Source organism: Pedobacter sp. NO84 (assembly GCF_059703915.1).
Genome location: NZ_AP046575.1, coordinates 309,596 through 323,604, shown reverse-complemented (window position 1 = coordinate 323,604; position 14,009 = coordinate 309,596). Strand labels below are relative to the sequence as shown.

Annotated in this window: 10 protein-coding genes; all 10 read right to left on the bottom strand. The window is 39.3% G+C overall.

Translation table 11 applies throughout. From position 1 onward, the window contains the following. Nucleotides 1-29: 29 nt before the first annotated feature. The 10 genes from AC6H0V_RS01525 to AC6H0V_RS01480 all read right to left on the bottom strand — a co-directional run bounded on the left by AC6H0V_RS01525 (nucleotide 30) and on the right by AC6H0V_RS01480 (nucleotide 13,958). The gene (locus AC6H0V_RS01525; protein WP_497561942.1) at nucleotides 30-1,271 is read right to left on the bottom strand and encodes an aminotransferase class I/II-fold pyridoxal phosphate-dependent enzyme; all 1,242 of its coding nucleotides are present in this window, start codon (nucleotides 1,269-1,271) and stop codon (nucleotides 30-32) included. A gap of 307 nt (nucleotides 1,272-1,578) precedes the next feature. After that, complete coding sequence (gene ftsZ, locus AC6H0V_RS01520) at nucleotides 1,579-3,237, bottom strand: cell division protein FtsZ (protein WP_497561941.1); 1,659 nt, start codon at nucleotides 3,235-3,237, stop codon at nucleotides 1,579-1,581. Nucleotides 3,238-3,365: 128 nt separating this feature from the next. Continuing rightward, complete coding sequence (ftsA, locus tag AC6H0V_RS01515; protein WP_497561940.1) at nucleotides 3,366-4,721, bottom strand: cell division protein FtsA; 1,356 nt, start codon at nucleotides 4,719-4,721, stop codon at nucleotides 3,366-3,368. A gap of 21 nt (nucleotides 4,722-4,742) precedes the next feature. Further along, nucleotides 4,743-5,897, bottom strand: a complete 1,155-nt coding sequence (locus AC6H0V_RS01510) for a cell division protein FtsQ/DivIB (RefSeq protein ID WP_497561939.1) — start codon at nucleotides 5,895-5,897, stop codon at nucleotides 4,743-4,745. Beyond that, the gene (gene murC / locus AC6H0V_RS01505) at nucleotides 5,890-7,242 is read right to left on the bottom strand and encodes a UDP-N-acetylmuramate--L-alanine ligase (RefSeq protein WP_497561938.1); all 1,353 of its coding nucleotides are present in this window, start codon (nucleotides 7,240-7,242) and stop codon (nucleotides 5,890-5,892) included. Before murC ends, AC6H0V_RS01510 begins: the two co-directional genes overlap by 8 nt. Before the next feature lie 135 nt (nucleotides 7,243-7,377). Next, nucleotides 7,378-8,481 carry an undecaprenyldiphospho-muramoylpentapeptide beta-N-acetylglucosaminyltransferase gene (gene murG / locus AC6H0V_RS01500; RefSeq protein ID WP_497561937.1) on the bottom strand — a complete coding sequence of 368 codons (1,104 nt, stop codon included), beginning with the start codon at nucleotides 8,479-8,481 and terminating at the stop codon, nucleotides 7,378-7,380. 251 nt (nucleotides 8,482-8,732) lie between these two features. Then, nucleotides 8,733-9,905 (bottom strand): FtsW/RodA/SpoVE family cell cycle protein, encoded by a 1,173-nt coding sequence (locus AC6H0V_RS01495; protein ID WP_497561936.1) that lies wholly within the window; start codon nucleotides 9,903-9,905, stop codon nucleotides 8,733-8,735. Nucleotides 9,906-9,908: 3 nt separating this feature from the next. Further along, nucleotides 9,909-11,252: a UDP-N-acetylmuramoyl-L-alanine--D-glutamate ligase gene (murD, locus tag AC6H0V_RS01490; RefSeq protein WP_497561935.1), complete on the bottom strand. Its 1,344-nt coding sequence runs from the start codon at nucleotides 11,250-11,252 to the stop codon at nucleotides 9,909-9,911. After that, entirely contained in the window at nucleotides 11,253-12,500 is a 1,248-nt protein-coding gene (mraY, locus tag AC6H0V_RS01485; RefSeq protein ID WP_497561934.1) for a phospho-N-acetylmuramoyl-pentapeptide-transferase, read from the bottom strand. It lies immediately after the preceding gene. Further along, complete coding sequence (locus tag AC6H0V_RS01480) at nucleotides 12,501-13,958, bottom strand: UDP-N-acetylmuramoyl-L-alanyl-D-glutamate--2,6-diaminopimelate ligase (RefSeq protein WP_497561933.1); 1,458 nt, start codon at nucleotides 13,956-13,958, stop codon at nucleotides 12,501-12,503. Between the last annotated feature and the right edge of the window lie 51 nt (nucleotides 13,959-14,009).

Sequence of the window (14,009 nt, the reverse complement as noted above, 5' to 3'; positions counted from 1 at the left end):
GCGTATTGTGAAGGGCATTTTTAATTTTTTTAGGTTGTTGGAATTTGAGCAGTTGCGTAATGACCGCTTTTTAGTTTTTCTGACACCTCACTAAACGCATCTAAAGTTTGCTGAACGTCGCTCATTGAATGCGCTGCCGTTGGGATTAACCTCAGTTCAATCATTCCCTTCGGGATTACGGGGTAAACCACAATTGAACAGAATATTCCGTAGTTCTCACGTAAATCCATAGTTAGTGCTGTAGCCTCTAACAATTCTCCTTTTAAGAAAACTGGAGTAACAACGGTATCGGTAACACCAAGATCAAAACCTCGATCGCGTAGTCCTTTTTGTAGGGTTGTAGCTACTTTCCATAGTTTTTCTCTTAGCTCAGGATTATTTTTGAGTAGTTCTAATCTCTTCAACAAACCAATTACCATTGGCATTGGCAATGCTTTGGCATAGGTTTGGGAACGGAGGTTATACCTAAAGTATTTGGTCAGTTCTTCTGTTGAGGCCACAAAACCCCCTATACCAGCCATAGATTTTGCAAAGGTTCCAAAGTAAACATCAACTCCATCAATACAATCCTGTGCCTCGTGCGTACCAGCTCCGGTTTTTCCCATTGTACCAAAGCCATGGGCATCATCAATTAATAAGCGAAAATTAAAATCTTTTTTAAGTTCAATAATCTCTTTTAACTTTCCTTGAGCCCCCGACATGCCAAAAACACCTTCGGTAATTACCAAGATTCCGCCACCAGTTTGCGCAACCAATTTAGTGGCTCTTTCTAATTGTTTTTTGCAGTCTTCAATGTTATTATGTTTGTAAACAAAACGTTTGCCCATATGTAAACGCAGGCCATCAATAATACAGGCATGCGATTCTCCGTCATACACTACAACATCGTTTCTATCTACAAGCGCATCGATAATAGAAACCATGCCCTGATATCCGTAATTTAGCACAAAAGCATCCTCCTTGCCTACAAACTCTGCAAGTTCCTGCTCTAATTGTTCGTGATACTTCGAATTACCCGACATCATACGAGCGCCCATCGGATACGCCATGCCAAAATCTGCAGCCCCTTGTTCATCAGCTTTTCTCACTTCAGGATGGTTAGCTAAACCTAAATAGTTGTTTAAACTCCAAACTAAAAGCGATTTGCCCCTAAAATCCATATGTGGTGCAATCTCCCCTTCTAATTTTGGAAAAGAGAAATATCCATGAGACCATGCATAATGTTCTCCAATCGGACCCATGCGCTTTGCTACTTTTTCGAAAATATCCAATGTTATTATATTTAGTTAATCTATTGTTACTTTGCCGCAAATTTAAGGTTAAAATAGGTATTATACAAGGCGTATTTTAGTCTTGGGGTGAGAGTTGTAAACTCTAAATTGATAACTCCAAACTGATAACTGAAAGAGGGCTAGCATGATTCCTAAGGGAGCCCAAAAGACCAAGAGTCCAAAGTCAAAGGATTTAAACATGTAATCCCTACTTCTGGTCTTCTGGACTTTTCGACTTCTGGACTTTTTTATAAAAAAAGCCCCAACAATTTTCATCGCTGGGGCCGCAATTTATATTTGGTTTGGTTTAATCTACGTTATCGTGCAGAAAAGAATTATTAGGTCTAATTTCGGTGGCACCATCTTCATCATTACTCAAGGTGAACCTAGAAACTTGTGATTCAGACGAATGTTGAACCTGTTGCAATTGCATTTGCTTACGTTTATAAGCAGGTTCATTTTCTAATTCCTGCAGGCCATTTGTAGTGCGCAATTTCATGCTAAGATCTTTTAATCTTAATATTCTTTCTTTAGATTTTTTTAGTTGATCTTCAATAGAATCATCATTCTTATCATCATCTAATCCTATTTCAGCTACAGGCTCCTCAATCGCTATTTCTTCTTCGATCTCAAATTGGGTAGTTGGAACTTCAAACACGAAATCTGTTTCCGACAATTTAACTTCAAACCCGATAGCTATCGGGTCAAAACCTGCTTCTTGGGCTTCTGCAACAGGGGTCTCTTCTTGTGGAGCCTCTTCCTCAACCAATTGGCGCATAACAGCTGTATTTTGTTCTGCCTGTACTGGTCTATTTGGATTAAAAAGGTCGCCAAATAGATCAGATTGTTTTGGTTCATCCTGCACTTTTAAAACAGGCTCGTTTGAAACCGGCGCAGGTTTAGCTTCAAAAAAGGAATTAATCGGTTCAACAGGTCTTACTAAAGGGGCTTCTTCAGGTGTTAATAGCGAGATTTTTTTAATGTTCTGTTTGTCTTTAGCACGTTGTTCTGTGGTTTGAAAACCAGTTGCAATAATGGTTACCGATAATTTATCTTCTAAACTTTCATCGATACAATTACCCCAGATCAGATCTGCAGAAAGCCCAGCTTTTTCCTGGATAAAATCAGTTATAATGGTTACTTCGTCCATCGTTACTTCACGCACGCCCGAACTGATATTTAACAGGATATACCTTGCACCTTCGATTTCGTTATCTTTTAGCAGGGGCGATGCCAAAGCACCTTCAACTGCCGCTAATGCACGGTTTTCGCCTTCGGCCGCATAACTTCCCATGATGGATACGCCACTGTCTTTCATCACAGTACGTACATCTTTAAAATCAACGTTGATATAACCAGGAACGGTAATGATTTCGGCAATCCCTTTGGCAGCAGTGGTCAAAATATCATCAGCTTGAGCAAAAGCAGAGCCGAGGGTTAGGTTTCCAAAAATTTCACGAAGCCTGTCATTGGAAATCACCAGGTAAGAATCGACGTATTTTTTAAGCTCATCTAAACCATCATCAGCTTGCATCTTACGTCTTTTGCCCTCAAAAGCAAAAGGGGTGGTAATAATCGCAACTGTTAAAATATCAAGCTCCTTGGCTGCTTGGGCAATGATCGGACTCGCACCCGTACCTGTACCACCACCCATTCCGGCAGTAATAAAAAGCATTTTTGTCGTGCTGCCCAACATGGCTTTTATGTCATCTATATTTTCTATAGCGGAGTTTTTTCCCACTTCAGGTATGGAGCCTGCGCCCATGCCTTCGGTTAAGCTAGAACCTAATTGTACCTTGTTAGGAATAGGACTAAACTCTAATGCTTGCGCATCCGTGTTACAAATGATAAAATCTACACCTGTAATTCCTTGACGGTACATATGGTTTACCGCATTACCGCCGCCACCGCCAACACCAATAACTTTGATGATGGATGACTTATCTTTTAACATTTCGAACTTCATATCGTTATGAATCAGTTGTTTAAAAATTGAAATTTGCTGTTCATCTCTTTTGTAATATTAACACTTTTTTAACAGGCGTTTTCCACAAGTGTTAATAATGTGGAAAAATCCCTTTTTGTGGAAAAATATTACGGCTTAATGTAATCTTCGTCGCTTACATTCATGTCATCCTTGATGAAATCTGTTGTTTTTTTAAGTAGCTTATCAAACAATCCTGCACGTTTTACCTTTTCCTTAGCGATGGCAGGTTGTTCAACAAAAACACCTGGCTGTTTCATTTCTTCCAACAGTTCTTCGGCTTTCTGGATTCCTTTGATCAACAATCCAACGCTTGTTGCATACATCGGACTTTTCAGGTCGTCATAAACTGTTTTAGGCATATCTTCATATTTGGATAAGTGCTCATTTGGATATCCCACTCTACAGTCTAATCCTGTAACATACTCAACCAATTGATTTAAATGTTTTAGCAAAGCACCGCCCCCTGTTATTACCACACCCCCAATTAATTTTTTCTCGTAGCCAGAAGATTTGATTTCGTAATATACATGCTCAACTATTTCTTCCATACGGGCCTGGATTACATAAGCTAAGTTTTTTACAGAAATCTCTTTGGGCTCTCTTCCACGAAGGCCTGGAACACAAATGATCTCATTTTCTTTATTTTCTTCGGCCAGTGCAGAGCCGAAACGAGTTTTTAATAACTCCGCTTGGTTACGCATTACCGAGCAACCCTCTCTAATATCTTCGGTTACACTGTTTCCACCGAAAGGGATTACCGCGGTATGGCGAATGATACCCTCATGGAAAATCGCAATATCTGTGGTACCACCACCAATATCAACCAAACAAACACCTGCTTCTTTTTCTTCGTCGCTCAACACCGATTCTGAAGAAGCTAAGGGCTCTAAAATAAGCTCTTGGGTTTGTAGGCCCGCATTGGTTACACAGCGCATAATGTTTTTTACGGCTGTTACCTGACCAGAGATGATATGGAAATTTGCTTCCAAACGTACTCCAGCCATTCCAATTGGGTCTTTTATTCCTGGCTCATTGTCTATGGTAAATTCTTGTGGCAATACATGGATAATTTCTTCGCCTGGTGGCATTACCAATTTAAACATGTCATCAATTAATTTATCGATATCTTTTTTACCGATTTCATAATTTTGGTCTCTACGCGTCAAAATTCCACGATGTTGTAAGCTTTTGATGTGTTGACCGGCGATCCCAACGTTAACTACGCGAATTTCTACGTTGGATTGGCTGCTTGCTAATTCTACAGCAGCTGCAATACCCTGAACAGTTTTTTGAATATTAGACACAACTCCGCGGGTAACACCAGCAGATTCTGCCTTTCCAATTCCTAAAACTTCAATTTTGTCGTGTTGTGTTCTGCGGCCAACAATAACACAAATCTTTGTGGTACCAATGTCTAATCCTACTACGATTGGAGATTGGATGGTAGATTTTTCTTTGCCCATAACTTTATTATTTTGTTGAGTTTACTTATTTGTTTTCTTGGTATCTGTATTATTTATTTTCTTGGTATCTGTTTTTTCCTTAGTTGTTGTAACTGGTTTCTGCTTAGCAGAACTAGGGGCAGTATTGGTTTTATTTGGTGTTGCAACCAATGGTTTTATCGTAACAGTAGGTTGTGTTTTGGGTGCTACTTTTACGGGTGTTTTAACATCCTTTTCTTTAACTATTGATTTTTGTGCGGGTGGATCTTGGATTGTTCCGGCTTTCTTTGGCCCGGCTGATGCTTCGGCCGCTTTTTTTATTTCATTGTTGATCACATCTTCAACCACAGAATCAACTGCTTGTTTAAGTACTGCAGTACTATCGGTTGCCACAACTGGAAGTTTACCTTTAACAACGAGCGAATCCTGTTTTTCGCAAACAATCTGGTTGATATATTTTAGGTTAATGGTCTTGTACATATTCCAGCCCACCAATGGCATAGCCTGTTTGTAAAAAGCCAACAGGTTATTCATTTTAGTTTGGAGCGAATCTGCATTACCTAGGATAATGCGCTGGCTACCTACTCTAGGGATGAGCTCAATATCAAATTTATCCGTTACGAAAATCTGTTCTATTTGTGCATCCCATAAGGTATCTTTCTTCATGAATACAGCTGTGCGATAGAGATTAACAGCTAGTGGGGTTAAGAGGGTATCAACCTTACCGCTAAAACCTTCTAAGATATTTCCTGTTGCCACCAGTACATCGGCGGTAAAATTAGGCGACATCGGCATTTTGAATCCGTCTCTATCTATATAATAGTCCTGTCCTCCTGCATTTAAAATTCTTAGCACGGGCTGACGCTGCTTCACCTCGATATGAATAGCGCCGTCCATATCCGTATATACTTTAGCAAATGCGATGTATGGATTGGATTTTAATGATTTCTCTATTTCATTGATATTGATCGATGCTAGATTTTTTCCGATCAATTGGCCATGGCCTTGTTTTAAAATAGCATCAATTTCTTCTCTTTCAATAAAATTATCTGCGCCTGGAATCAATATTTTTATGGTTGTACAGGTTACTTCGTGTTTTTTAACTTCGATAAAACTCATCAGCACAACCACACCCGCCAAGCAAACGAGCCAAGCAAAACCTTTAAATATAGCTTTCCAATTTATACGCTTAAGCATGGCTCAACAAGTTTTTTAGTGGTTCAACCAATGTATCAATATCTCCTGCCCCTACTGTTAACAGCAGTTCGGGATTTTTATCTTTAATTAATGCAAGCAAATTCTCTTTAGCACATATAGATTTTGCTGCAATTGTAATTTTATCCAACAACATTTGCGAGTTTACACCTTCAATTGGGAGTTCTCTTGCTGGATAGATCTCTAAAAGGATCACCTCATCAGCTGTGCTCAGTATATTGGCAAATCCAGGGGCAAAGTCGCGCGTTCTGGTAAACAAATGAGGCTGGAATACAACAGTTAGTTTTTTGTTTGGGTGCAATTGTCTAACTGCATCAAAACAGGCCTTCAGTTCTTCCGGGTGATGAGCATAATCATCAATATAAATGTGTGAAGGTGTATTTACTTGTGTTTCAAATCTTCTTTTTACACCTTTAAATGTGGCTAATGCTTTTTTGATGCTCTTAGGATGGATACCTAAGCTCAGTGCTACACCAACTGCTGCAACCGCGTTTTCTACATTATGTTTGCCGGGCATGGCCAGGTTTAACCCCGTGATTGTAGTAAAACCATCCTCAAAATCAAACACAAAGTTTCCGTTTTCAACGCTAATATTGCTAGCTTTTAATGCAGCATCTTCGCTAGAGCTATAGTTGATTCCGTAAATTGGCAAACCCTCTCTTACAAAAATCTTTCCTTCGGGCTTTAATTGGTTGGCAAACATATGGAACGATTCGTGAAGCTGGCTTTCATCTCCATAAATATCTAAATGATCTGCATCCATGGAGGTAATTACAGCCACATCTGGGTGCAGGGTCAAAAACGAACGATCGTATTCATCAGCTTCAACAACAACTACATTATTTTTACCAAAGAGCACATTGCTATTGTAATTACTTGTTATGCCACCTAAAAATGCTGTACATCCGAAACCTGTATCAGTTAGGATATGCGCAATCATGGATGATGTGGTAGTTTTACCATGTGTACCAGCAACGGCGATACAGAACATGCCCTCACTTATGATACCAAGTACTTCTGAACGTTTTTTTAAGCTAAATCCTTTTTTCCTGAAGTGGTTTAATATTTTCGAATCTTGAGGGATTGCAGGGGTGTACACCACTAAAGAATCATCGTGGCTTTCATGAAAACATGCAGAAACATTTGATTCTTCATCTAAATAGGAAATCAAAATCCCTTCCCGTTCTAACGCTATTGTTAAACTTGTTCGGGTTTTATCGTAACCACAAACTACCACACCCCGTTTAGCAAAATATCGCGCAATCGCACTCATACCGATCCCGCCGATACCTACAAAATACACTCTGTTTATTTTACTTAATTCCATTTTAGTATTGAGTAGTGAGATATGAGTATTGAGACAGGATGCATAGGCAAAGTTTCAATTTCATATTTCATTTTATCATTTTTCTAATTCTTGGCGCTTGCTTTTGGCAGTTGTCCCAATACGCTATACGCAATTCTACTTTATTAAATTCAACACTTCTTCTGCAATCACAATATCTGCATCCTGTAATGCCATCTTCCCAATATTTTCGCTTAGCTTTTCGCTACGTTCTGGATTGTTTAATAAATTTAAAGCCTCTATTACCAATGTATCTTCCGCAGAGCGATCACTGATCATTATTGCAGCATCGTTTTTAACCAATGCCAAGGCGTTTTTAGTTTGATGATCTTCGGCAACATTTGGTGACGGAACCAAAATAACAGGTTTTTCGATTAAGCAAAGCTCTGCGATCGTCCCGGCGCCGGCTCGAGAAATAATCACATCAGCTGCTGCATAAGCTAAATCCATGCGGTTTAAAAATTCCATGATCCTCACATTTGGATGAAAATTAGCTCCTAATCTTTCTATAATTCCATTGTAATAGAATTTCCCCGTTTGCCATATAACCTGTACATCTTGTTCGATAAATCGGCTAATGTGCTTCTCAATGCTTTTATTTAGTGTACCCGCTCCTAAGCTTCCACCGGTAACCAAAACTGTTTTCTTTAATGGATTAAGTTTAAGAAGTTCTGCACCTGCATGATGCTTATCTTTAATATCAACAATGGATGTTCTAACTGGGTTTCCGGTTTTTAGGATCTTATCTGCTGGAAAAAACTCGTCCATCCCATCAAAGGCTACGCAGATTTTAGCTGCATTTTTAGCTAAAAACTTATTGGTAATCCCCGCATAAGAATTCTGCTCTTGAATGAGGTAAGGGATTTTTTTTAACGAAGCCGCGTACAGCAAAGGTCCTGACGCGAACCCCCCAACTCCTACAACAGCATCAGGTTTAAAATCCTCGATTAATTTCATCGCCCTGCGCACACTAGCTATCACTTTAAATGGAAGTCCTATATTTTTAAGGATCGACCCTCTTTGTATTCCGCTAATATTTAAGCCCACAATTTTGTATCCGGCGGCTGGAACTTTTTCCATTTCCATCCTTCCCACTGCCCCTACAAAAAGGATCTCGCAATTTGGCGAAATGCTTTTCAGCGCATTGGCAATGGCAACTGCGGGAAATATATGTCCGCCTGTGCCACCTCCAGATATAATAATTCTTGGGAAACTATTCATTTTATTTATTATGATTACACCCCTGCCTGCCGGCAGGCAGGGATTAAAGTGATTTCACTGATTGATTTAAGTTTTTAGCCCCTCCGACATCCTCCCCATTTGGGAGGACTTTCGGCGAGACAGGGTGTTTATTTGTATTACGCTTCGCGGTTGATTTCACCGATTAGATGATTTCACCGATTTTTTAGTTAACTTATTGTTCTCATTTTTCTTCAACTCTCATCCCGATAGCTATCGGGACCCAACTCAAATTAGCCCATCGCTGGTATTTCTCCTACAATTACTTTTTCTTGTTTACTGCTATTTTCTTCTACATCCCGACTTACACTTAAAATAATTCCGAATGCGATACTTGTAAAGATCATGGAGGTTCCTCCCATGCTTACCAAAGGTAATGGCACCCCCGTTACCGGACCTAACCCTACTGCTACCGCCATGTTTGCAAATGCCTGGATGGTTAAACTAAAGCTTAGTCCCGCAGCTAAAAGGGCTCCAAATGCCTTCGGACTTCGGGTTACTATCCGTACGCATCGGTACAGTAAAACCAGGTATAGCACCATTATAACCAATCCGCCAACCGTACCATATTCTTCGATAATAATGGCAAAAATAAAATCAGAATACGGGTGCGGTAAGAAGTTGCGTTCAGTGCTATTCCCTGGACCTTTACCAAATAATCCGCCAGAAGCCAATGCAATTTTCGAATGGTCCGACTGGTATGTTTTATCAGAACTTTGTTGTTCTGGATGCATAAACGTATTAATCCTCGACTTATAGGTATCTCTTCGAGGCCCTAAAAACACGACAAACATTAACAGTACTATTCCGCCCATGCAAACAATGGCAATTTGTTTAATGCTGATACGACCGATGATCAGAAGTAGAATACTTACTCCAAATAACATTAAGGCAGTAGATAAATTGGCGTAAGCAATGAGTACAAATACCACGCACACAGAGCCCATAATAGGCAAAAAGGCATTCTTAACATCTTTTATGCTTTCTTGTTTTTTGGTTAACATCCTCGCCAGAAAAGTTATGAGTGCTAACTTTGCCAAATCTGAAGTTTGAAAGGTTAGCCCTATAACAGGAATTTTAACCCAGCGGGAGGCATCGTTTATATTACTGCCAAATACAAGCGTATACACCAATAAGGGCAGGGTGATAATCATTAAAACCTTCGAAATTCCAGAATAGTATTTATAGTCGAGCAAATGGGCGATGTAAATCATTCCAATGCCTAAGAATACAAATATCACGTGCTTAAAAAGCAAATACCTCTCTACGCTTACCCCTTTTCTATAGGCAATTCCTGCCGTTGAACTATAAACGGCCATAATAGAAATCATGGACAGCATAATAATGATTAGCCAAATCCAACGATCTCCTTTCGTTCTTGCGAGAAGTGCATTTATATTAAACATTGTCTATAATTCTTTAACCGCAGCTTTAAATTGATTACCTCTATCTTCGTAATTTTTAAATAAATCGAAACTTGCGCAAGCAGGAGAGAGTAAAACCGTATTTCCTTTTTTCGCTAAATGGTAGGCTACCTGAACCGCTTCATTTGCAGAAAATGTATTTACAATTATTTCCACATCATCTTCAAATGCTTCGTGGATACGTTTATTATCTTTGCCTAAACACACAATAGCCCTAACTTTACTCCGTACCAGATCCTTTAACATCGCGTAGTCATTTCCTTTATCAACACCTCCCATAATGAGCACCACATCGGTACCTACACTTTCAAGTGCATACCAGGTCGAATTTACATTGGTAGCTTTTGAGTCGTTGATATAGGTAACATCTGAGATCTTGGCCACAAACTCCAACCGATGTTCGATATTTTTAAAGTTGCCCATGCTTTCGCGAATGGTTTCATTACGTAACTCTAGAACTTTGGCAACTATGCCCGAAGCCATAGAGTTGTAAATGTTGTGCTTACCTTGTAAGGCTAACTCTGAAATTGACATGGTAAATGGTTTAGTTAGGTGTGTGTTAATGTGTATGGTATCATTTGATAAATAAGCTCCAATTGCAACTTTTTCTTTAATAGAAAATGGGTACTGTTGGGCAGCTATGTTAACTTGTTCCAACGCCTTTTTTGTTTCTTCATCATCGGCACAATAGATGAAACTATCAGCTTCTGTTTGATTCTGAACAATACGCATTTTTGATGCAGCGTATTTCCCCATCTGGTAATCGTATCTATCCAGGTGATCTGGAGTAATGTTCAAAAGCACTGCTATATCTGCTTTAAATTCAAACATATCATCAAGCATAAAGCTCGAAATCTCCAAGACGTACCAATCGAACTCTCCTTTGCTAACCTGAGCGGCAAAACTTTGTCCGATATTACCCCCCAAACCTACTTTTAGTCCCGCATTTTTAAGGATATGATACGTTAACAAGGTGGTGGTTGATTTGCCATTGGAGCCAGTGATACAAATGGTTTTTGCGTTGGTATATCTTTTGGCAAACTCAATCTCAGAGATTATAGGGATGCTCTGTTTAACCAACGCTTTAATTATAGGCGCAGTAGCAGGAATTCCAGGGCTTTTTATTACTTCAACAGCATTTAATATTAACTGTTCGGTATGCTGGTTTTCTTCAAAAGAGATTTGCAATTCTTGCAAAGCAGTTTTATAGCGATCGGCAATGCCCCCAAAATCAGACACAAAAACTTCAAACCCATGTTTTTGCGCCAACATTGCTGCACCCACTCCGCTTTCGCCGCCACCAAGAATTACTACTCTTTTTGTTTCCATTTAGCGTAGTTTTAAGGTTACGAATGTGATAATTGCCAACATTATTCCGATAATCCAAAAGCGGGTTACGATTTTTGCTTCATGGTACCCTTTTTTCTGGTAGTGATGATGCAATGGCGACATCAAGAAGATCCTTCTTCCTTCGCCAAAGCGCTTTTTCGTGTATTTGAAATAACTTACCTGCAGGGTAACCGATAAAATCTCAACCATGAAAATACCGCATAAAATAGGGATCAATAGTTCTTTACGGATCATGATCGCAAAAACCGCTATGATGCCACCGATGGTTAAACTTCCGGTATCGCCCATAAATATTTGGGCTGGATAGGAATTATACCACAGGAAACCTACACACGCACCCACAAATGCACCCGCAAAAATAATCAGCTCGCCAGAATTAGGGATATACATGATATTGAGGTAATCCGCAATTACCGTATTACCTGATACGTAGGCCAAAATACCCAGGGTGATGCCAATTATAGCAGATGTGCCCGTTGCCAATCCATCAATTCCATCGGTTAGATTAGCGCCATTTGATACAGCGGTAACGATAACTATTACGAAAAACAGGAATACGATTAGCGTATATTTCTCATATCCCGTTCCTAAAAACTTGAGTACTTTAGCATAATCGAACTCGTTATTTTTATAAAAAGGAACATTTGTTTTAGTTGATTTTACGTCTTGTGTATAATAATAATGACCATTTTTCTCTCTTTTGATCATAGGTGCTGTATGATCAGCAACCATATTAGTTTCAACCGTTTGCCTAACCACAATATTTTGGCTATTTAACATCGTTAAACCTACAATTATAGCCAATCCCACTTGTCCGATAATTTTAAATTTGCCGGCCAATCCTTCCTTATTTTTTTGAAAAACTTTGATATAATCATCTACAAAGCCTATTATGCCCATCCAAACTGTGGTTATGATCATTAGGATCACATACACGTTGGCTATATTGGCAAATAGTAAGGTGGGGATTAAAATCCCAAGCAAAATCATGATTCCTCCCATGGTTGGGGTACCTTGTTTTTGCATCTGACCTTCTAATCCTAAATTTCTAACGGTTTCTCCCACTTGTTTACGATGGAGATAATCGATAATTCGTCTACCATAAACCGTAGTGATGATTAGCGAAAGGATAATTGACAACGACGCTCTAAAAGTAAGGTACTGGAACAGCCTTAATCCCGGAAAATCATAGTGCTTATGTAGATATTCAAATAATAAATATAACATTTAGTTAATCTGGTTTAGTTGTTCGGTTAATACTTCTTTATCGTCAAAATGGTGTCTAACTCCATTTATTTCTTGGTACTTTTCGTGGCCTTTTCCTGCAATAAGAATAATATCTCCCGGATGTGCGAGGTGGCAGGCCGTTTTAATAGCTTCTTTCCGGTCTAAAATGCTCATCACTTTTCGCTGATTGGTGGGCGAAACGCCCTTTTCCATTTCAGTTATAATAACTTGTGGATTTTCTGTTCTTGGATTATCAGAGGTTAGGATTACCTTATCACTCCAGTCGCAGGCAACCTGAGCCATAATTGGCCGTTTGGTCTTATCCCGATCGCCACCGCAACCGATAACGGTAATTACCTGCTCTGTTCCTTTTCTAATATTGCCAATAGTGCTCAACACATTCTGTACTGCATCAGGAGTGTGCGCATAATCAACAATACCGATAATTCCTTTTGTTGAAACGGTATAATCAAATCTTCCCTCAGCTCCGGTTAAACTGCTCAAAATGGTAAGCACTGTTAATTTATCCTGGTCTAATAAAATAGCAGTCCCATAGGCGGCCAGTAAATTATAGGCATTAAATGAGCCTACCATTTTAAAGTAAACATCGATGTGGTCTACTGATAAATTGAGGCCACTAAATCTATTTTCTATAATTTTAGCCTTAAAATCAGCCATTTGCTTTAAAGCATAGGTTTTTTTGCTGGCCTTGGTGTTCTGCACCATCACTTTGCCATTCTTATCATCTGCATTGGTAAGCGCAAATGCTGTTTTCGGAAGGTGATCAAAAAATTCTTTCTTCGCTTTTAGATAATTATCGAAAGTGTGATGAAAATCCAAGTGATCGTGCGTAATATTTGAAAAAACACCTCCGCTAAACGTTAATCCCGCAATGCGATGTTGGACTACCGCATGAGAGCTCACTTCCATAAAGCAATATTGGCAATCGGCATTTACCATATCCTTTAATAAACCGTTTAGGGCTATCGGATTGGGTGTAGTGTGTGTTGCAGGTACAACTTCATCATTGATATGGTTTTCTACCGTCGAAATCAGTCCAACGTTAAATCCTAACCCCCGAAACAACTGAAATAACAGCGTAGCGATAGTAGTTTTACCATTTGTACCAGTAATCCCGATTAATTTAAGCTGTGCTGATGGATTTCCGTAAAAATTACTGGCTACTATTCCCAGCGCAACCGACGAATTTTGAACCTGTACGTAGGTTACTTCAGTTGATAACTGCTCAGGCATGGTTTCGCAAACGATTACGATTGCGCCATCAGCTATAGTCTGATCAATATAGAGGTGTCCATCCGCCTTTGTACCTCTAACAGCAAAAAACAAGGATTTTGGATTTATTTTACGCGAATCAAAAGCTAGAGCATCAACCTTTGGATTAGGTTTGCCTACTAAGCTTTGGATTGAAACACCGTAAAGTAAATCTTGTAATTGCATATGTTTTATGTGATAATGCGCTAATTAGCTAATTAGCTAATTACCACATCG

Bases quoted from the DNA above. Each gene is read 5' to 3' on its own strand.
- ftsZ (WP_497561941.1), bottom strand. From the start codon at position 3,237: ATGAAGTTCGAAATGTTAAAAGATAAGTCATCCATCATCAAAGTTATT.
- ftsA (WP_497561940.1), bottom strand. From the start codon at position 4,721: ATGGGCAAAGAAAAATCTACCATCCAATCTCCAATCGTAGTAGGATTA.
- AC6H0V_RS01510 (WP_497561939.1), bottom strand. From the start codon at position 5,897: ATGCTTAAGCGTATAAATTGGAAAGCTATATTTAAAGGTTTTGCTTGG.
- murC (WP_497561938.1), bottom strand. From the start codon at position 7,242: ATGGAATTAAGTAAAATAAACAGAGTGTATTTTGTAGGTATCGGCGGG.
- murG (WP_497561937.1), bottom strand. From the start codon at position 8,481: ATGAATAGTTTCCCAAGAATTATTATATCTGGAGGTGGCACAGGCGGA.
- AC6H0V_RS01495 (WP_497561936.1), bottom strand. From the start codon at position 9,905: ATGTTTAATATAAATGCACTTCTCGCAAGAACGAAAGGAGATCGTTGG.
- murD (WP_497561935.1), bottom strand. From the start codon at position 11,252: ATGGAAACAAAAAGAGTAGTAATTCTTGGTGGCGGCGAAAGCGGAGTG.
- mraY (WP_497561934.1), bottom strand. From the start codon at position 12,500: ATGTTATATTTATTATTTGAATATCTACATAAGCACTATGATTTTCCG.
- AC6H0V_RS01480 (WP_497561933.1), bottom strand. From the start codon at position 13,958: ATGCAATTACAAGATTTACTTTACGGTGTTTCAATCCAAAGCTTAGTA.